Origin of the sequence: Yersinia hibernica, assembly GCF_004124235.1 — a bacterium.
Taxonomy (GTDB): Bacteria; Pseudomonadota; Gammaproteobacteria; order Enterobacterales; family Enterobacteriaceae; genus Yersinia; species Yersinia hibernica.
The window spans coordinates 2,822,975-2,842,807 of record NZ_CP032487.1 but is presented as its reverse complement, the minus strand read 5'-3'; the positions used below and the strand labels follow the sequence as shown (position 1 = coordinate 2,842,807).

The window sequence follows — 19,833 nt, the reverse complement described above, 5'->3', positions numbered from 1 at the left end:
TTATTCTATGAAAAAGGTTGCTTTCTTTGGTGGTGATATAAGCCATACCGGTGGAACTGAACGAGTCAGTTTAGCGCTCGCAAATTATCTTGTTAAAAATGGCTATCAGGTTGTTATTATCAGCTTAAGTGGCAATACTCCTCCTAATTTTTATGTCGATGAGAATATAAAATTAGTCTCACTTTTTGAGGAAAAAAAACGTTTTTCTATTGCCTATCTTTCTGTTGTCTTTAGATTACGTCGTATCTTAAAAACTGAATCAATCGATATTCTGATCGATGTTGATACAATGTTAGCATTGTTCAGTACAACCGCTTTATTAGGTACCGAGATAAAGCATATATCGTGGGAGCATTTTAACTATAAAAGTAATCTAAATATAAAATCGCGTAAGCTTGCTAGAAAAGTAGCTGCCAGATATTCTGATGCAGTTGTGACTCTAACTGAGAAGGATCGTGGCTACTGGCTAGAGAAAAACCAATATCCTGAAAAAATAATCGCTATAGCCAATCCATTGCCTTTTGAGCCTAAAAATAAATTAACTAAAAAAAATGCACAAAAAGTTTTAGCATTAGGGCGATTAAATTATCAGAAGGGTTTTGATCTTCTGCTCGATATTTGGGCTAAGGTAGAAAAGAAAAATAACCACTGGAAACTTATCATTGCTGGAGATGGTGAAGATAAAACGTTGTTATTAGATAAGATTAAAGAGTTGAATTTAAATAATGTCGAATTGCTGCCATCAACTCCTCATGTGAATGATTTATATGACCAATCTAGCATTTATGCAATGACTTCTCGATTTGAAGGTTTCCCCATGGTGCTACTTGAAGCTAAAGCGAGCGGGTTACCAATAATTGCATATGATTGTGATACCGGCCCTTCAGAATTGATTATTAATAATAATGACGGCTTTCTTATCCCCTTTGCAAACAGTGATGCTTTTACTCAGCAACTACTTATACTGATGAACAATGAAGAATTGAGAGAAACAATGTCACTAAGATCTTTGGAAAATGCAGAGAAATATAAAATAGAAGTGACAATAGGTCCGCAATGGACAAAATTGATAAATGAGATTTAATTCATTTTTAATATCTTAACTAAACATAATTAAAAAACAGAGTCATTAATTATAATTTTTCTCGATATAAATAAGCAATAACAAGAGGTTAATAGTGAACTTATTGTATATTATCACTGGGCTTGGTATGGGTGGAGCCGAGAAACAAACTGTCTTGATCGCCAATAAAATGTATGAGGCGGGGCATAATGTTATGATAATTTCGTTGACTGGCGAAACTTTAGTTAAACCCGGTGATGGCGTTAAATTGATAGAACTAAAATTAGAAAAAACGCCTTTTAGTTTATTTAAAGGATTATTTAAAGTTCGGGGAATAATGAAGAAATTCAAACCAGATGTTGTTCATAGCCATATGTTTCATGCTAACTTATTTTCTCGAATTTTACGTATTTTCACCAAAATACCTGTTTTAATATGCACAGCACATAATACCAATGAAGGAAGTTCATTACGAATGCTAGCATACAAATATACTGACAAGCTGGCTTCTCTTTCAACCAATGTTAGTCAGGATGCCGTTGAGTCCTTTATTCGTAAAGGGGCCTCGAGTTCTGGCAGAATGATTGTTGTCTCAAATGGTATTGATGCTTCTCAGTTTGATTTTTCAATGAATGACAGGCAAGCGAAGAGATTAGAGTTAGGTATATTAGATGATACTCCAATACTTCTCAGTGTAGGGAGACTAACAGAAGCAAAAGATTATCCAAACTTATTAACTGCTTTTTCTTTGCTTATTAAAGACAATAACTATCAAAAATCCCCCCGACTCTTTATCGTCGGAACAGGTCATCTTGATAATCAGCTTAAAAGCATGGCAAAAGAGTTTGGTATTGAAGAGTATGTGACATTCCTTGGACACAGAGATGATATCCGACAATTAATGTGTGCTGCGGATATATTCGTGCTTTCCTCTGAATGGGAAGGTTTCCCACTAGTGATAACTGAAGCGATGGCATGTAAGAAAATGATCGTAGCTACCGATGCCGGTGGTATCACTGAGGCCTTAGGCGATTGCGGTTCCATTGTTCCAATTAAAAATCCTAAAATGTTATCTCAGGAAATAGATAAAATGATAAATTTACCTGATGAAGAAAAAGAAATATTAGGTCATAAGGTGAGAGAGCGAATTATACAAAGAAATTCCATTGAGAAAATAATTGACCGTTGGACATCTATATATACTCAATACTCTCACAATAGCTAAACTTTGTTTGGAATCGCAGTATTATAAAGGTGTATTTATAGTTCCCATGACTATTAAAGAAATTTGGGGTTAAAATGTCTGATTTAATAATATTACTATTTGTATTCTTTCTTACATCAGCAGGATTAACGTATTTATTACGACTCTATGCATTAAAGAATAATATTATTGATACACCTAACTCGCGTAGCTCGCATGTTACTCCAACCCCTAGAGGGGGTGGGGTAGCTATAGTTATTAGTTTCCTGGTCGGAATAATTATTTTCTATTTTCAAGGTTATCTACCACTTTTACCTGCGGTAGGCGTGGTTATCTCAGGTGGAGTTATTGCGCTGGTGGGTTTCTGGGATGACCATGGGCATATTGCTGCCCGCTGGCGCCTTCTGGCCCATTTTGCTACTGCGGCATTTTTATTATTCTGCTTAGGTGGCTTCCCCATATTAACAGTGGCTGGATTTATTATTGATTTGGGGATATTAGGCAACTTATTTGGCTTGTTATTTTTAGTATGGATGTTAAATCTCTACAATTTCATGGATGGTATTGATGGCTTAGCAAGTTCACAGGCGGTAACAGCCTGTATTGGCGCAATTATCATTTATTTTATGAGTGATAACCATATAGAGTTGAGTCATTATCTAGTGCTTGGGTTACTTGCTAGCACTGTTTTAGGTTTTTTACTTTGGAATTTCCCACCAGCTAAAATATTCATGGGTGATGCCGGGAGTGGTTTCCTCGGATTAATTATCGGCTCTTTAGCGATAAGTGCGGGTTGGATAGAAACAAAATTCTTCTTCTGTTGGTTAATTTTATTGGGTTTATTCATTGTTGATGCTACATGGACTTTGGTACGCAGAATTATTGGTGGTTTTAAAGTATATGAAGCTCATAGAAGTCATGGTTACCAAATCGCGTCTCGAAGATTCAAACGTCATTTACCCGTAACTTTATCTGCAATTGCTATCAATATCATTTGGCTGTTTCCTATTGCGATGTTAGTTGGGATGGGCATTGTCAATCCAATAATAGCGCTCATTATTTCCTATATGCCTCTTATATGTATCGATTATAAACTCAATGCTGGTGTTAATAATGACTAATCGACTTTAATTTATAGCCAGGTAAATGAATTTAATTGCCCATTGTTAAAAATGGCGTATTCCGTCTTAGGGTTGATCTTATGTTTCTCGTGTTTATCTTATCGCTTCCAAGGCCCGTCAAGCGCGTCATCATGCTGTTGTTAGATACGATTTTAATTGCTTTGGCATATTGGGGTGCTTTTTGGGTTCGCCTGGATGTAGATAGCCCCTTTACCAGTATTGAACAGTGGGTTGCTTTGGCGGTCATTATACCACCCACCCTATTAGTGTATGTCCGACTTGGCTTATATCGAACAGTATTACGTTATGTTAGTGCAAAAATTGTCACTACTGTAATGATTGGCGTCATACTATCCTCTGGATTACTGGTATCAGGTTCCTATTTCTTAGGGGTATACCTACCCCGAACCGTATCAGTTATGTTCTTTGTTTTTTCACTAGTACTGATATGTGGTTCGCGGTTGTTCTTTAGAATGTTGTTAAATTATGGGGTTAAAGGGCAGATTCCTGTTGTTATATATGGTGCTGGTGCTTCAGGCCGGCAATTAGTTCCTGCCCTTATGCAAGCCAGCGAATATTTTCCAATTGCCTTTGTGGACGATAATCCAAAATTACATAAAGCTGTTATTCATGGTGTCACGGTTTATCCTTCTGAAAAACTAGAATATTTGATTGGGCGCTACGGTGTTAAAAAAATACTACTCGCCATGCCAAGTGTTAGCCAAAGTCAGCGTAGAGCTGTTGTTGGTAAACTTGAAAATCTTTCTTGTGAAGTTTTATCTATTCCGGGTATGTCCGATTTAGTTGAAGGTCGGGCACAAATCAGTAGTTTAAAGAAAGTCTCAATCGAAGAGTTACTTGGCAGAGACCCAGTAGAGCCTGATAAAAAATTACTGGCCAAGAATATAACAGGCAAAGCTGTGATGGTGACTGGGGCAGGGGGATCCATTGGTTCTGAGCTATGTCGGCAAATTATTATGGAGAAGCCGAGTTTATTAGTTCTGTTTGATATTTCTGAGTTTTCACTTTATTCCATCGAGAATGAAATAGCGGCAATATGTAAAAATCATAACATTGAGACTCAGTTTTTCGCACTACTTGGTTCCGTACAGAGTGAAAAACGGTTAGTCCAAGTAATGTCTAGTTTTCAGGTCAATACTGTTTACCATGCTGCTGCTTATAAGCACGTGCCCCTTGTTGAAAATAATGTGATTGAGGGGGTAAGAAACAATATATTTGGTACCCTTTATTGTGCGAAAGCGGCGATTAAGTCCGGAGTGGAAAAATTTGTTTTAATTTCTACAGATAAGGCTGTTCGGCCCACGAATACCATGGGGGCGACCAAAAGAATGGCAGAACTTGTGTTACAGGCATTATCGCAAGAGCAAGGTAAAACAAAATTTTGCATGGTCCGTTTTGGTAATGTTTTAGGTTCATCTGGCTCTGTTGTTCCCCTCTTTAAGAAGCAAATTGCCGAAGGGGGGCCGATAACTCTCACTCATAAAGATATTATTCGCTACTTTATGACTATCCCTGAAGCTGCTCAACTTGTTATTCAAGCAGGAGCTATGGGGCAAGGCGGTGATGTTTTCGTATTAGATATGGGCGATCCCGTTAAGATTATTGATTTGGCCAAGCGGATGATTAACCTTTCAGGCCTTTCGATTAAAAGTAATGAAAACCCTGATGGTGATATTGCAATAGAGATTTCGGGGTTGCGGCCGGGCGAAAAGTTATATGAAGAATTATTGATCGGTGAATCAGTACAGAATACTTTTCATCCCCGAATTATGACAGCAACTGAAGTCATGCTTGAATGGGATAAACTACATTCTCTTCTTAACAGAATTGAAACCGCCTGCAATGACTTTAATTATGAATGCATTCGTTCTTTATTATTAGAAGCACCGGCTGGATTTCAGCCAACAGATGGTATCTGTGATGTCGTTTGGCAAAAAACGCATGACGAAAATTCAAAAAATACTGCTGTTCACTAACAGTGTTGAGGTCGCTCTCTAATCATGGTTTCCTTTTATTGTTTATGGAATTGATATGAAGAATGTTGCATTTGTCATTACTAAATCAATCATAGGTGGTGCTCAAGGTTGGGTATTAGAGCAAGTTAAACTACTCAAAGATGATTGTAAGATTATCTTGATAACCTCGGAACCAGGTTGGTTAACTGAAACGATTGTCTGTGATAAGGTCATTATTATTCCTGAGATCAGAAAAATGGCCAGCATTAAGGCTGTTTACGTTTTGTATAAAGCGCTTAAAGAAAATAAAGTTGATGTTGTTGTGTCCAGCTCGGCCAATGCAGGTCTTTATAGTCGCTTAGCTCGTTTATTTTTACGTTTTCGTGGTGTGTATGTTTCTCATGGATGGTCATGTATTTACAATGGCAATATATTGAAGTTTATATTTTGTTATATTGAAAAGTTACTGTCGCATATTACAGACGTTGTGTGGTGTGTCTCTCAGAGTGATGCAGAGAAAGCAGTTAAGATTATTGGTATTAAACCGGAGAAGATAATAACTCAGCTTAATGCTATAACCCCTTTAGCTAAGCGGCCAAACCGACCATGTCAGAATAAAATTATTTATGTCTGTCGGTTAGCTTATCCCAAACGCCCTGATTTAATTTTAAAAGTTGTTGCTGCTAACCCTCAATATGATCTCGATATTGTTGGCGATGGTGAATACTATCAAGATCTTAACAGTGAATATGGTAACTATGACAATATTCATTTCTATGGTGAGATTAAAGGATTTGACAAGTTTAATGAGTATGATGTGTTTGTGTTAACATCAGAAAGTGAAGGCTTGCCCATGGCAGCAATCGAGGCCACCAGCGCCAGTTTGCCGGTTATTTTGAGTGATGTAGGTGGTTGTAGTGAGGTTGTTGATCAAAATGGAATTTTAATTGGGAATACGGCTGAAGAGTTAGAGGCTGCTCTGAGAAATGTATTTACTAATTATGATTCATTTTATAAAGCAGCTCAGAAGCAAAAGAATAAATTTGATATAAATAACGTGAAAGATAAATGCAGAGAAATTATTCTTGGGCGATAAAGTATGTCTTGGTTCCTCAAAAGATTAATAGGTAAGTTATGACTATTTTAGTAACTGGTGGTGCTGGTTATATTGGGTCACACACAGTATTAACTCTCTTAGAGAATGGTGAGGATGTCGTTGTATTAGATAATTTATCTAATGCGTCTGCTGAGTCATTGCTACGCGTATCTAAAATTACGGGTCGCACGGCAGTGTTCTATCAAGGTGATATATTAGATAGAAAATGTCTTAAGCAGATATTTTCTGCGCATAAAATTGATGCGGTTATTCATTTTGCGGGTTTGAAATCAGTTGGCGAGTCTGTTGTTAAACCGATTGAGTATTACCAAAATAATGTTACCGGTTCGATAGTGTTGCTTGAGGAAATGGTGCTTGCTGATATAAGAAAATTAATATTTAGCTCATCTGCCACTGTGTACGGAGATCCTGAATTTGTTCCTCTCACTGAAAACGCCCGTATTGGTGGCACCACAAACCCTTATGGTTCATCAAAGGTGATGGTTGAACAGATATTGAAGGATTTTTCTATTGCTCATCCGGATTTTGCCATCAGAGCATTACGATATTTTAATCCTGTTGGTGCCCATAGTTCAGGTTTGATTGGTGAAGATCCGAATGGTAAACCTAACAACTTATTGCCTTTTATTACTCAAGTAGCGATAGGAAAACTACCGAAATTGGCTGTTTACGGTAATGATTATTCTACTGTTGATGGTTCAGGTGTTCGAGATTATATCCATGTTATGGATCTTGCTGAGGGGCATATTTGTGCACTTAATAAGCTCGCGCCAGGATTTAAGGCTTATAATCTTGGGTCGGGTGTTGGATATTCTGTGCTACAGATGGTAACAGAGTTTGAACGTATATCAGGCAAAAAGATTCCGTATGAAATTGTAGCTCGTCGTCCTGGAGATATCGCCGAGTGTTGGGCGAGCGCAGAGCTTGCTTTTAAAGAGTTAGGCTGGAAAGCTAGAAGAACTTTAACCGATATGTTGGCAGATGCATGGAAGTGGCAGCAATTGAATCCCAATGGCTATGTTCGCTGAATATCCGGTTAGTTGTGCTAAAATTCACTCTCTTTTCATTTCTAATTTTTAATAAACAACAATGAAATTTCCTGGTAAACGCAAATCTAAGCACTATTTTCCTGTTAATGCCCGTGATCCTTTATTGCAACCGGCACAGGCAGAGAATGAAGTGAGCACGTCCTATATTGTGGGCATTGACCAGACGCTGGTTGATATTGAAGCCAAGGTTGATGAGGGCTTTATTACCCGTTATGGCCTTAGCCAAGGGCATTCTTTGGTTATCGAGGATGATGTTGCCGAGTGTCTTTATCAGGAGCTAGCAGCTAATGGATTAATCACTCATGAATTTGCCGGTGGGACTATTGGTAATACGTTGCACAATTATTCTGTGTTAGCCGATGACCGCTCTATTTTGCTGGGTACGATGTGCAGTAATATCAAAATTGGCAGTTATGCCTATCGTTACCTATGTAATACCTCAAGCCGTACTGATTTGAACTACTTACAGGCTGTTGATGGCGCGATTGGCCGCTGTTTTACTTTAATTACAGATAATGGTGAGCGGACATTTGCAATCAGCCCCGGCCAAATGAATCAGCTACGGCCAGAAAGTATTCCTGAAGATATTATTGCGGGTGCCTCGGCATTGGTTCTTACTGCTTATCTGGTGCGCTGCAAACCGGGTGAGCCCATGCCCGATGCGACCATGCAAGCAATCAACTATGCGAAGAAATATAATGTCCCCGTGGTGATGACCCTTGGAACGAAATACGTCATTGCAGATAATCCTCAGTGGTGGCGTGATTTTCTCAAAGAGCATGTTTCTATCGTTGCGATGAATGAAGATGAAGCTTATGAACTGACGGGGTTGAATGATCCTCTGATGGCATCAGATATGGCTTTGAATTGGGTTGATTTAGTGCTTTGTACCGCAGGCCCAAATGGGCTTTATATGGCGGGTTATACGGAAGAAGCCAATAAGCGGCAAACTCAGCATCCTTTATTGCCTGGCGCTATTGCCGAATTTAATCTGTATGAGTTCAGCCGAGCAATGCGTAAAGAGCATTGTGATAATCCATTACGTATTTATTCTCATATCGCCCCTTATATGGGGGGGCCTGAGAAAATAATGAATACAAATGGGGCTGGCGATGGTGCATTATCCGCCGTGCTGCACGACATTGCGGCTAATGGTTATCATCGTAATAATGTTCCTAACTCTAGCAAACATGTTCGTAGCTATCTTAGTTACTCTTCATTGGCGCAAGTGTGTAAATACGCGAATCGCGTGAGTTACCAAGTATTGAATCAGCATTCGCCGCGTTTAACTCGTGGTTTGCCAGAACGAGAAGACAGTTTGGAAGAGTCGTACTGGGAAAGATAATCCAACATCAGATAATAAAAAGGGCCCGCATCTGCCGGCCCTTTTTGTTTATATTGTGGTTCGTTACGGAAGACTTTTAAATTGGGCAAAGTGGGCGTTTGTCTTCTTCCGTCAGTGTTTCTATCTTCAGCATATTAAGCATGCTATTAGCAATTTCACGTTCGCCCATAACAACTTGGTTTGCACCGCGCTCTGAGATATAAACCACTTCATCGTCATAATGCGCACGAGCAATTATCTCAAGATCAGGCCGTTTAATTCTAGCCGATGCGACAATTTCCCCCGCTTCGTAGCCATTTGGAATGGTCAGTAATAGCCAACGTGCGCAATCTAAGCGCGCCAGTGACATAATATCTGCGCTGGCAGCATTGCCTAATACGGCATTAATACCTTGTTCACGCAGCGCTTCGACTCTTGGCCGAGAGTTCTCGATGACCACTAATGGAATACCTTCCGCATGCAGTTTGGCACCTAATAAGCTGCCGACTCGGCCATAACCCACTAATAATGCATGGTTGCATAAATCGACAGGGATCTGTTTTTCCTCTTCTACTGCTTCTTCCAAAATAAGATCTTCCATTGTCTCATTCTTGGCTAAATAGCGATCGAGTAGGGTGAAAAGCAACGGATTGAGCATGATGGATAAGATTGCTCCAGCCAATACCAAGTTGCGGCCATGTTCTGACATTAAACCAAGAGAAATCCCAAGTCCTGCCAGAATAAAGGCGAATTCACCGATTTGTGCCAAGCTGACAGAAATGGTGAGTGCCGTGCGTTTTGAATGGCCAAACATCCGCACTAATATGAATGCGGCGGCTGATTTACCGAAGATGATAATTGCCAGGGAGGCCAGTACCGCTAAAGGTTCACGTATTAAAATCATGGGGTCGAACAGCATCCCAACTGACACGAAGAACAGGACGGCAAAGGCATCGCGTAGTGGCAGGGTGTCTTGTGCTGCGCGATGACTGAGTTCAGATTCGTTCAATACCATTCCGGCGAAGAATGCGCCAAGAGCAAAGGATACATCGAACAAGCCTACAGCGCCGTAAGCAATCCCGAGCGCTAATACCAGCACCGCTAAGGTAAACAATTCACGGGAGCCGGTACTGGCGGTTTTAGCCAGTATCCAGGGCACCAACCGGCGGCCAACGACAATCATTAGGGTAATGAAAGCAATCACTTTACCAATGGTTATCGCCAATTCGGTGAATAACTGGCTCAAACTGGTGGTTTCGTTCCCCATCACCCCCGCAAAGGCGGGTAATAGCACCAGTGTGAGCACCATCGCCAAATCTTCGACAATCAACCAGCCAATAGCAATCTGCCCTCGTTGGCTATCAATGAGTTGCCGTTCTTCGAGTGCGCGCAGTAATACCACGGTGCTGGCGGTTGATAGACAAAGGCCGAAGACAAAACCAGTCATCAAATCCCAACCTAATAAATGAGACAAGCCCATTCCCAGCAAGGTGGCGACGGCGATTTGTGCCACTGCTCCGGGGATTGCGATTGATTTTACTGCGAGAAGGTCTTTAAGCGAGAAGTGAAGTCCGACACCAAACATCAACAAGATAACACCAATTTCAGCCAGCTCTGGTGCTAATGAGGTATCAGCAACGAAACCTGGCGTAAATGGCCCGGCCAGCACCCCTGCGGCGAGGTACCCCACCAGTGGTGAGATGCGCAGGCGGTGAGCCAAGGTGCCCAAGAGGAAGGCGAGAACAAGGCCTCCGACGATCGTGGTAATTAAGGGTGTTGAGTGGTGCATCCAGACTCCTTCTCATTATACCTGCCATCTTCTTAGTTGCAGGCGTGTTGGCTGCGTTCAATCACTTACCTGAGTAAGTTCATCGGGATTCATTCACTGGCTGTCTTCCTGCATCGTGAAATCGGTGGGATATAGCCAGGGCAGCAAGCATTTAACAGCAATAACATCAGTTTATTGCATTTATGCGATCAATGCGCGATAAAAATTAATTTTTTATCGATAAAAGTCAGCTTTGGCATGGAAATTGTTTGAAGTGGTTGTTTGTGGGGGATTTGCTGTTTCTATCTCTATTTCGCAGGGAAATCTCCCAACTGAAACTGCTATCTCAGTCGGGATTATAAGGTTATTACTATTACTTATCTTCTATATTAGGCAGGAAGACCGTTAATATCCCCAGTAATGGTAAGAATGCACATATTTGATAAACCAATTCAATACTGGTTAAATCAGCGACATATCCTAGTAGAGCCGCACCTAACCCGCCCATACCGAAAGCAAAACCGAAGAATAGGCCGGAAACCATCCCCACTTTCCCTGGTATAAGCTCCTGTGCATACACCAGTATGGCAGAGAAGGCAGAGGCAAGGATAACCCCAATTATCACGGTCAAAACCCCAGTCCAATACAGAGATGCATAGGGTAAAATAAGGGTAAATGGCGCTACACCTAATATTGACCCCCAAATAACATATTTCCGGCCTATCCTATCGCCAAGAGGGCCGCCAATGATGGTGCCGGCGGCAACTGCGAATAAGAATACAAATAAATGTATTTGAGCATTTTGTACCGAAACACCGAACCTATGCATCAGATAAAAGGTGTAATAGCTGCTAATGCTCGTCAAATAGAAGTATTTAGAGAATATCAGTACCATCAAGATAACTAACGCGCTAATAACCGTCTTTTTAGGCAGCACTTTTGCCGATGAGGCCTTTATTAGCTTGCCATGTGCTGCTCTTTGTTGCTGTTGGTACCATTTACTGACCTGCAATAGCACCACAATAGCCAGTAATGCGGCGAGTGAAAACCAGCCCACATTGCCTTTGCCATAAGGGGCAATAAGGATAGCGGCTAATAGCGGCCCCAGCGCGCTGCCGAAGTTACCCCCGACCTGGAAAATAGACTGAGCCATACCATGGCGGCCACCGGAGGCCATGCGGGCGACTCGTGAGGATTCTGGGTGGAAGACTGAAGAACCGGTGCCGACCAGTGCAGCCGCCAGTAAAACAATGGGGAACGATGTGGCTACCGCAAGCAACAAGATGCCCGATAGGGTGAAACCCATCCCTATTGGCAGTGAATAGGGCTGCGGATGTTTATCAGTATAGAGGCCAATCAATGGCTGTAATAACGAGGCGGTAAGCTGGTAAGTGAGTGTGATTAAACCAATTTGTGCAAAACTCAGTGAAAATTCAGCTTGCAGTAGAGGATAAATCGCCAGAATCAGCGACTGGATCATGTCGTTGAGCAAGTGAGATACGCTAATAGCACCCAATATAGAGAAGGAAGTGCGTTTTACAGTGGTATTAACGGAGGGCTGGAATTCAGTCTCAGAACGATCGGTCATAGTGAGTATTCGCCTAATAATTTCACTGTTAATAATGAATTGGTAATAAATACATACTATGCAGAACGAATGATTTTTACTACAGCAGAGACAATTTGATATATATAGCAATGTTCTGAAATTCTTCCATGCGTCATTACATTACAATATGAACCGTGTCACTGTATCACTTTGATTTATCATGGTATTGGTATGCATTACCTCATTTTCACTGATTAAGCTGGCCCTGAGCTGGTTAGTTTTAACGACAATATGGAGATTTGCCATGCGTTTTTCATTATCAACCACAGCATATGCTTTGGCTGCATCGCTAGCGTTTGCACCGGGATGGGCAGCGGCTTGGGAGAAAGATAAAACTTACGATATCACCATACTGCATACCAACGATCACCATGGGCACTTTTGGCAAAATGATCACGGCGAATATGGTCTAGCGGCTCAGAAAACCTTAGTTGATGACATTCGCAAACAAGTGGCCGCAGAGGGAGGAAGCCTGTTGCTGCTCTCCGGTGGGGATATTAACACCGGTGTACCAGAATCTGATTTACAGGATGCCGAGCCTGATTTCCGCGGCATGAATCTGGTCGGTTATGATGCCATGGCCATTGGCAATCATGAGTTTGATAACCCGCTGAGAGTGTTGCGCCAGCAGGAAAAGTGGGCAACTTTCCCATTATTGTCAGCTAATATTTATCAAAAAAGCACTCAGCAGCGGTTATTCAAACCTTATGCTCTGTTTGATAAACAAGGTGTGAAAATTGCTGTAATTGGTTTAACCACTGACGATACCGCTAAGATCGGTAATCCCGAGTATTTCACTGATATTGAATTTCGCGTCCCAGCCGTTGAAGCGGAGCAAGTTGTCTCTCAGCTGAGAAAAACCGAAAAGCCTGACATTATTATCGCTGCTACTCATATGGGGCATTATGATGATGGCAAACATGGCTCTAATGCGCCGGGTGATGTCGAAATGGCGCGCAGCTTACCTGCAGGTTATCTGGATATGATTGTCGGGGGGCACTCACAAGATCCCGTCTGTATGGCCAGTGAAAACCGTAAGCAGGCTGATTATGTGCCGGGTACGCCTTGTGTTCCAGACCGGCAGAATGGTACTTGGATTGTGCAGGCGCATGAGTGGGGCAAATATGTGGGGCGGGCTGATTTCAAATTCCGTAATGGTGAGTTGCAGTTAGTGAATTATCAGTTAATTCCGATCAATTTAAAGCAAAAAGTTGAGCAAGCGGATGGGCGCAGTGAGCGCGTCTTGTATACGCAACAGATTGCGCAAGACCCATCAATGCTAAAACTCCTAACGCCGTTTGAAGAGCAGGGCAAGGCGCAGCTGGAGGTTAAAATCGGCAGCGTGAATGGCAAACTCGAGGGAGATCGCAGTAAAGTTCGTTTCGAGCAAACTAATTTGGCACGCGTGCTATTGGCCGCACAAATGGAACGAGCTGGTGCTGACTTTGCAGTGATGAGTGGTGGCGGTATTCGTGACTCTATTGACGCCGGTGATATCACCTATAAAGATGTTCTCAAGGTTCAACCATTTGGTAATACCTTAGTTTATGCCGATATGAAAGGCGGCGACATTGAGAAATATCTAGCTGTGGTGGCAAATAAGAAAGTAGATTCAGGTGCTTATGCTCAATTTTCCAACGTTAGCTTAGTGGCTGATGGCCATGGTGTCAGCGACGTGAAAATCCAAGGGAAACCGCTGGACGCCAATAAAACTTATCGTCTGGCGACATTGAATTTTAACGCGTTAGGCGGGGATGGCTATCCGAAGATTGCTACCTTACCGGGCTACGTGAATACCGGCTTTATTGATGCAGAAGTTCTAAAACAGTATATTGAAAAGCACTCTCCACTGGATGTTAATCAGTATCAGCCGCAAGGTGAGATTGTTTATAAGTAACTGTAATTAATTGGGATGATATGCATCTTAAGCGGTGTATGTCATCCCAGTTTTGTTTTAAGGCCTGAGCTCACCGTATTGATAAGAGGCCGCCGCGTCTGGCTGGTGATTTTTCAAACATATTTCTGTGAAACTTGCCACGTTCAACACTGGTCAATTACTCAATGCTGGTTACGATTAATCCCGCTTGGCAATATCGGCAAATGTACCTTGCAGCAAACGGCATAGATCCGTTGCTGCTAATTCAATATCTAAGCCGCGTTTACCGCCGGAAACAAAGATAGTCGCGTATTCTTGCGCTGAGCTGTCAATCACGGTGGGCAGGCGTTTTTTTTGCCCCAATGGACTGATGCCGCCGACTAAATAGCCGGTGCTGCGCTGTGCTAATTGCGGATCAGCCATTTCGGCCTTTTTGGCCCCCAGTGCTCGCGCCACTTTTTTGAGGTCAAGTTGAGTGGCAACGGGGGTGACGGCAACTGCCATATTTTTGGCATCACCATTTAAGGCGACCAATAATGTTTTATAAACTTGATCCGCATTGAGGCCCAGTTTTTTGACTGCTTCATCACCGAAATGGGTTTCTGCTGCATCATGGTGATAGGGGTGTAAAGTGAAAGTAACTTTTTGTTTTTCCAGCAAAACGACGGCAGGTGTCATCATAAACGTCCAATTAAAAATGAAAATTTATTCAAGTGGGATATCCTACACGCAATCATTGTCGTAGGTTAAAAATTAATCCAACAAAATCAGTGCAATGATCGCGCGCGGCACGATATATGATGAATGTCAGTTGCTAATCTAATCATCAGGTTGCTACCCTATAGTTGCTGCTCATATTATCCGCAAGGAATATGAGTGCTGAATAATTAAAATAATGAAAATTCCTCTTTGACTGGCCGATAGTGATATCGGCCATTTTTTTCGGATTTTTAATGATGGTTGGGTTTCAATAATTCAGGTAGGTTGCCTTCGCCATATAAATGCAATGCTCCGACCGCGACCACATAGTGCCCGGCGGGTAACTGTTCGAGCTGCTGTTGCCAGCGTTTGTTGCGCTGAATCATCAACACGTCGTATAGACCTTGGCTGAAAGTGGGGGCCAGAGTGGCCAAGTCATTTACCGGGCGGTGCTCCAGCCACCAGCCCATCATGGTTTGCAGCAGGCGGGCGTTGGTGTGCCAATGGGTTAAGGTGTCTTTTAACAATGACATGCCGTTATCGGGCAGGGTCGCCAGTAAGTCGAGCTGCATTTGTGCGCCTTCCAGCTCAATCACTGTTTTCTCCTGCGCAGCGGCGGCTTTCAATAATTGATAATCGATGCCGTATTCGCCGCGTAGCCCTAAGCGCTGGGCTTGGCGGGCCTGTAACATCAAGGCAACTTGCCATGCGGGCAGCAAGGCCATGAACTGCGGGTCACTGTCCAGCTCTTCGCAACGTTGCAGCAATTGTTGATAGTCTTCTTCAGATAACCGGTCAATTAAAGGGGGGCTGAGATTATCGTTTCCGAATGGTGGGGTTGTTTCAGTGATATCTGCTTCTACAATCAGTGCGTTGGCCTGATTCAATTTATTTAATAACTCGTGGGGCAGCGGGAACATACCCTCGGTTCCCATATGAATGCTGCCAACCAGGTGAAAGTGACGTCCACCGGGTAAAGTCATGTCTAGTGCAGGGTAGGTGTAGGTTGTCGGGGCTGTTATGCCCAGAAATTTTGCAAGGTGGCGTAATAATTGGCCCATCGAGTTCCCTTATTAGCGTTTCTTAACATGCTAAACGCTAAATGGCACACAATAAAGGGGTGTGTGCCATTCGGTTCCTAATTACTGCTTAGGTTTAAAACGCAACAAGCGGTTGGCATTACTGACCACGGTAATGGATGACAGAGCCATGGCCGCGCCGGCGACGACTGGGCTGAGTAATGTCCCGGTGAATGGGAACAGAATACCCGCCGCAATGGGGATCCCCAGCGCATTATAGAAAAATGCCCCTAACAGATTTTGCTTCATATTGCGCAATGTGGCTTTGGCTAACTCAACAGCATCCGCCACCCCATGCAGGCTATGGCGCATCAGGGTGATGGCCGCAGTTTCAATCGCAATATCACTGCCGCCGCCCATGGCAATGCCGACATCGGCTTGTGCCAGTGCGGGGGCATCATTGATTCCGTCGCCAATCATTGCCACTTTATGTCCGGCGGCTTGCAGTTGCTTGATGGCTTCGGCTTTGCCATCCGGCAGGACACCGGCGATCACCCTATCAATACCGGCTTCTTTGGCAATGGCATTCGCGGTAATGGGATTATCACCGGTTAACATTACCAAGTTGTATCCTAACTGGTGCAAACGTTGCAGCGCGCTGACACTGTCACTGCGCAGCGGGTCGCGGATAGATAACAATGCCGCCGGTTTGCCCCGTGCCGTCAGAATAACCGGCGTCGCCCCCGTTGCTGCTTGCTGTAGCATTAATGATTGCAACTCGCGGGTATCAATTTGTTCCTCCTCCAGCAGGCGATTATTCCCCAGCAATAATGGCACGCCATCGACTTCACCACTGACCCCTAAACCGCGCAATGTGCGGAATTGATCTACCGTCGCCAGTGTTAGCCCCTCGGCCCGCTGCAAAATGGCGCGCGCCAGTGGGTGATTGGAACCGGTTTCCAGTGCGGCGGCCCATGTCAGTGCTTGCTGCTCACTGACGCCGTTAAAAGTATGAATCGCCACCACTTGTGGATGTCCTTCGGTCAGAGTGCCGGTTTTGTCGAACACTAAGGTGTCGAGGTTGCTGGCTTGCTGCAATGCATCCGCATCCCGCACTAACACGCCAAACTCTGCCGCGCGGCCAACACCGGAGATAATCGACATGGGTGTTGCTAGCCCAAGGGCACAAGGGCAGGCGATAATCAGCACTGTCGTGGCGACCACCAAGGTGTAGACCAACTGCGGTTGCGGGCCGAAGAAATACCAAATCAGCCCGGCGATAACCGCAATCGCGACCACGGTTGGCACAAATACCGCGGAGATTCTATCGGCCAGTTTACCGATTTCTGGTTTACTGCTTTGGGCCTGACGAACCAGTTTGATGATGCGCGCTAATGTTGTCTGACTGCCGATAGCATTGGCGCGAAACAGCACGGAACCATCCTGAACTTGTGTCCCAGCGTGGACGACATCACCCGCTGACTTTTGCTGTGGGATAGGTTCGCCGGTCAACATGGCCTCATCCATCCACACTTCACCTTGCACAATCTCCCCATCAACCGGGACACGGTCACCGGTGGTCAAGCGCAGGATCATGCCCAGTTGCACATCAACCAATGGGATGAGTTTCTCGCCCTCATCGCTCACCAGCCGTGCTGTAGGTGGCGCTAAATCTAGCAGGCGCTCCAGTGCATTTGACGAGCGCTGTCTGGCGCGTTGTTCCATGGCATGACCAAGATTAATTAAGCCGATAATCATGGCGCTGGCTTCATAATAAAGATGGCGCGCTTCCATCGGGAAAACATCCGGCCAGATGTTCACTGTGATGGAGTAAATCCATGCCGCGCCGGTGCCCAATGCCACCAAGGTATCCATAGTGGCGCTGCCATTTTTCAGGCTAACCCAAGCATTACGATAAAAGTGGCCGCCCGCGAAGACCATCACCAGCAGGGTGATTATCCCGATAATTAGCCACGGGGTTTGGCTTGCGGGGGTTAGCGTCATGCTACCGCCAAATAATCCCCATCCCATCAATGGGATACCCAATAATAGCCCGAGTGCGGCTTGCCATTGGAAGCGCTTCATACTGGCTTGCGACATTTGCTGCTGGCGCTCGCGTCGCTCCGCTTCATCTTCAATAATTTCAGCACCATATCCGGCGTTTTTGACCGCAGCGATGAGGGCTTCATTGCTCGGGTGCCCGGTGACTAAGGCACTGCGCTCGGCCAGATTGACGCGAGCAACCTCGACCCCCTCAACACTTTCCAGTGCATTTTGTACTTTGGATACACAACTGGCGCAGCTCATTCCGGTCAGTAGCAACTGAACACTGTCGCTATCACTGGTGGCGGGTGCTGCCGCTGATGTTGTTGCCGGAACCGTAGAAGAGGCCGCTGCCAGGGATTCCGGCTGTGATGGGGCTGAGTGAGTCAGCGGCTCAGTTTTTGGGGCATGCGCCCCTGCTAATGTGGCGTGATAACCGGCTTGTTCCACGGCATCAATCAAGGCTTGTGCCTCAACTTTGCCATACACCTTGGCACTCTCGAGTGTGACATCTGCGGCAATGACGCCGGCAACAGCTTCCAGTGCTTTGCGAGTCGATTCAATGCAATGCCCGCAACTCAAACCCGAAAGCTGTAACTCAATATCGGGGGTTTGCGCTTTTTCTGCCTGATAACCCGCCTGTTTGACCGTATCGATAAGTGTCGTGGCTTCGGCCTCGCCAGTCACTTTGGCGTAGTGAACATTTACTTCTGCATGATGAACATCTTCACGACTTTCTAATGCCGTTTTGACCCGTTTGGCACAATTCATACAGGAGAGGCCGTGTAAGGCCAACACAGTGGTTTGTAACATAATTAACTCCTTATCGAATAAGAACCTATCCATAAATTTTCTCGGGATAAGTTTAGTCGGTATTCCTAGCTATATCCCTTATTCAGGGCAAAAATGGACGGTAAGCTGTACTGGTTTTATTCCGCTTGACTGACATGGTTCCTTTCACTAATTATAGAGGTTAAACCTTCCAGCAAGGGGAAGGTCAAGGGGGTAAAGTGAATATTAGCGATGTTGCAAAAAAAACCGGTTTAACCAGTAAAGCCATTCGTTTTTACGAAGAGAAGAAACTGGTGACCCCGCCGATCCGCACGGATAATGGCTATCGCAGCTACAGCGCCAAGCATATTGAAGAGTTAACCCTGTTACGCCAGGCGCGGCAGATTGGTTTTACCTTGGATGAATGTCGCGAGTTACTGGCACTGTTTCATAATCCAGCGCGCCACAGTGCTGATGTGAAAGCGGCAACATTACAAAAGGTAGCGGAAATCGAAACACACATTAATGATCTTAATCAGATGCGGTTGCGGTTATTGGCTTTGGCGGATGAGTGCCCAGGGGATGACGGCGCGGATTGCCCGATTATTAATAATCTGGCCGGGTGTTGCCACACCGCCGAGAAGCAAGATGTTAATAAACAAGAGGAAGCTAGCTGACAGGCCGGGAACCCCGAGCCTGTAGTGAGCGGCGCATCCAGATAAATGCGCCTTATAGCGGGTTAGTGACGGTGAACCGCCCTGACATGCAAGGTATTCCCCTCCACTAAGATAACTTCAACTTCGCTACCGGCACTCAACTCATTAGAGCAATAAATACGCCAGCTGCTGTCACCCACTTTCATGCGGCCATAGCCGTCAACTGTCGGCTCGGTTAAGGTCGCGCGTGTCCCCAACAATTGATGATTACGTTGGTTTAACATGGCCGGCAGCGGTTTGGTGCGTTTACTCAACCAATACCACCACAGAAATGCAGAAATCACGGTCAGAACAGCGAATAACACACCTTGCATCTCCCAACTGAAGGGAAAAAGCCAGACCAGAATACCCACGACCACGGCAGCGACGCCGCTCCACAGCATATAGCCACTGGCACCCAACATCTCAGCGGCTAATAATAGCCCGCCGAGTGATAGCCAAAACCAGTTCGGATTTGCTGCAATATCCACCAGCATGG

General features: G+C 44.3%; 15 protein-coding genes. 9 read left to right on the top strand and 6 right to left on the bottom strand.

Features of this window, described 5'->3' with window-relative positions:
- The first annotated feature begins 7 nt into the window (after positions 1-7).
- From D5F51_RS13480 to D5F51_RS13450, 7 genes are all read left to right on the top strand, one after another.
- Positions 8-1,084, top strand: a complete 1,077-nt coding sequence (locus D5F51_RS13480; RefSeq protein ID WP_129197297.1) for a glycosyltransferase family 4 protein — start codon at positions 8-10, stop codon at positions 1,082-1,084.
- Between the two features lie 94 nt (positions 1,085-1,178).
- Positions 1,179-2,288, top strand: coding sequence for a glycosyltransferase (locus D5F51_RS13475; protein ID WP_129197295.1), 1,110 nt, complete (start codon positions 1,179-1,181; stop codon positions 2,286-2,288).
- A 74-nt stretch (positions 2,289-2,362) separates the two neighbouring features.
- A complete protein-coding gene (locus tag D5F51_RS13470; RefSeq protein ID WP_129197293.1) occupies positions 2,363-3,388 on the top strand; it encodes an MraY family glycosyltransferase in 1,026 nt (341 codons plus the stop codon).
- A gap of 131 nt (positions 3,389-3,519) precedes the next feature.
- Positions 3,520-5,385, top strand: coding sequence for a polysaccharide biosynthesis protein (locus D5F51_RS13465; protein ID WP_281279602.1), 1,866 nt, complete (start codon positions 3,520-3,522; stop codon positions 5,383-5,385).
- Positions 5,386-5,440: 55 nt separating this feature from the next.
- Positions 5,441-6,460 carry a glycosyltransferase gene (locus D5F51_RS13460; RefSeq protein WP_129197289.1) on the top strand — a complete coding sequence of 340 codons (1,020 nt, stop codon included), beginning with the start codon at positions 5,441-5,443 and terminating at the stop codon, positions 6,458-6,460.
- A gap of 38 nt (positions 6,461-6,498) precedes the next feature.
- A complete protein-coding gene (gene galE / locus D5F51_RS13455; RefSeq protein ID WP_129197287.1) occupies positions 6,499-7,509 on the top strand; it encodes a UDP-glucose 4-epimerase GalE in 1,011 nt (336 codons plus the stop codon).
- A 61-nt stretch (positions 7,510-7,570) separates the two neighbouring features.
- On the top strand, positions 7,571-8,875 hold the full coding sequence (locus tag D5F51_RS13450; RefSeq protein WP_025377465.1) for an inosine/guanosine kinase: 1,305 nt from the start codon (positions 7,571-7,573) through the stop codon (positions 8,873-8,875).
- Between the two features lie 76 nt (positions 8,876-8,951).
- On the opposite strand, the gene ybaL is transcribed toward D5F51_RS13450, so the two are convergent.
- Together ybaL and rosA are read right to left on the bottom strand one after the other, a co-directional pair.
- A complete protein-coding gene (gene ybaL / locus D5F51_RS13445; protein WP_025377466.1) occupies positions 8,952-10,643 on the bottom strand; it encodes a YbaL family putative K(+) efflux transporter in 1,692 nt (563 codons plus the stop codon).
- A gap of 352 nt (positions 10,644-10,995) precedes the next feature.
- On the bottom strand, positions 10,996-12,210 hold the full coding sequence (gene rosA / locus D5F51_RS13440) for an MFS transporter RosA (protein ID WP_129197284.1): 1,215 nt from the start codon (positions 12,208-12,210) through the stop codon (positions 10,996-10,998).
- 265 nt (positions 12,211-12,475) lie between these two features.
- On the opposite strand from rosA, the gene ushA reads away from it, so the two are divergent.
- Positions 12,476-14,128, top strand: a complete 1,653-nt coding sequence (gene ushA / locus D5F51_RS13435) for a bifunctional UDP-sugar hydrolase/5'-nucleotidase UshA (protein ID WP_129197282.1) — start codon at positions 12,476-12,478, stop codon at positions 14,126-14,128.
- Between the two features lie 177 nt (positions 14,129-14,305).
- Here ushA and ybaK read toward each other — a convergent pair whose 3' ends face one another.
- The 3 genes from ybaK to copA form a co-directional block, all read right to left on the bottom strand.
- Positions 14,306-14,785, bottom strand: coding sequence for a Cys-tRNA(Pro)/Cys-tRNA(Cys) deacylase YbaK (ybaK, locus tag D5F51_RS13430; protein ID WP_087768865.1), 480 nt, complete (start codon positions 14,783-14,785; stop codon positions 14,306-14,308).
- Positions 14,786-15,057: 272 nt separating this feature from the next.
- Positions 15,058-15,867, bottom strand: coding sequence for a TraB/GumN family protein (locus D5F51_RS13425; protein WP_025377470.1), 810 nt, complete (start codon positions 15,865-15,867; stop codon positions 15,058-15,060).
- Positions 15,868-15,948: 81 nt separating this feature from the next.
- Complete coding sequence (copA, locus tag D5F51_RS13420) at positions 15,949-18,681, bottom strand: copper-exporting P-type ATPase CopA (RefSeq protein ID WP_129197280.1); 2,733 nt, start codon at positions 18,679-18,681, stop codon at positions 15,949-15,951.
- 197 nt (positions 18,682-18,878) lie between these two features.
- Between copA and cueR the strand changes: the two genes are divergently transcribed.
- Positions 18,879-19,316 (top strand): Cu(I)-responsive transcriptional regulator, encoded by a 438-nt coding sequence (gene cueR / locus D5F51_RS13415; RefSeq protein ID WP_025377472.1) that lies wholly within the window; start codon positions 18,879-18,881, stop codon positions 19,314-19,316.
- A gap of 62 nt (positions 19,317-19,378) precedes the next feature.
- Here cueR and D5F51_RS13410 read toward each other — a convergent pair whose 3' ends face one another.
- Positions 19,379-19,831 (bottom strand): NfeD family protein, encoded by a 453-nt coding sequence (locus D5F51_RS13410; protein ID WP_129197278.1) that lies wholly within the window; start codon positions 19,829-19,831, stop codon positions 19,379-19,381.
- Positions 19,832-19,833 lie beyond the last annotated feature (2 nt).

What these genes read in the sequence shown, in the direction of transcription:
- D5F51_RS13480 (WP_129197297.1), top strand. Translation starts at nt 8, where the DNA reads ATGAAAAAGGTTGCTTTCTTTGGTGGTGATATAAGCCATACCGGTGGA.
- D5F51_RS13470 (WP_129197293.1), top strand. Translation starts at nt 2,363, where the DNA reads ATGTCTGATTTAATAATATTACTATTTGTATTCTTTCTTACATCAGCA.
- D5F51_RS13465 (WP_281279602.1), top strand. Translation starts at nt 3,520, where the DNA reads ATGCTGTTGTTAGATACGATTTTAATTGCTTTGGCATATTGGGGTGCT.
- D5F51_RS13460 (WP_129197289.1), top strand. Translation starts at nt 5,441, where the DNA reads ATGAAGAATGTTGCATTTGTCATTACTAAATCAATCATAGGTGGTGCT.
- galE (WP_129197287.1), top strand. Translation starts at nt 6,499, where the DNA reads ATGACTATTTTAGTAACTGGTGGTGCTGGTTATATTGGGTCACACACA.
- D5F51_RS13450 (WP_025377465.1), top strand. Translation starts at nt 7,571, where the DNA reads ATGAAATTTCCTGGTAAACGCAAATCTAAGCACTATTTTCCTGTTAAT.
- ybaL (WP_025377466.1), bottom strand. Translation starts at nt 10,643, where the DNA reads ATGCACCACTCAACACCCTTAATTACCACGATCGTCGGAGGCCTTGTT.
- rosA (WP_129197284.1), bottom strand. Translation starts at nt 12,210, where the DNA reads ATGACCGATCGTTCTGAGACTGAATTCCAGCCCTCCGTTAATACCACT.
- ushA (WP_129197282.1), top strand. Translation starts at nt 12,476, where the DNA reads ATGCGTTTTTCATTATCAACCACAGCATATGCTTTGGCTGCATCGCTA.
- ybaK (WP_087768865.1), bottom strand. Translation starts at nt 14,785, where the DNA reads ATGACACCTGCCGTCGTTTTGCTGGAAAAACAAAAAGTTACTTTCACT.
- D5F51_RS13425 (WP_025377470.1), bottom strand. Translation starts at nt 15,867, where the DNA reads ATGGGCCAATTATTACGCCACCTTGCAAAATTTCTGGGCATAACAGCC.
- copA (WP_129197280.1), bottom strand. Translation starts at nt 18,681, where the DNA reads ATGTTACAAACCACTGTGTTGGCCTTACACGGCCTCTCCTGTATGAAT.
- D5F51_RS13410 (WP_129197278.1), bottom strand. Translation starts at nt 19,831, where the DNA reads ATGCTGGTGGATATTGCAGCAAATCCGAACTGGTTTTGGCTATCACTC.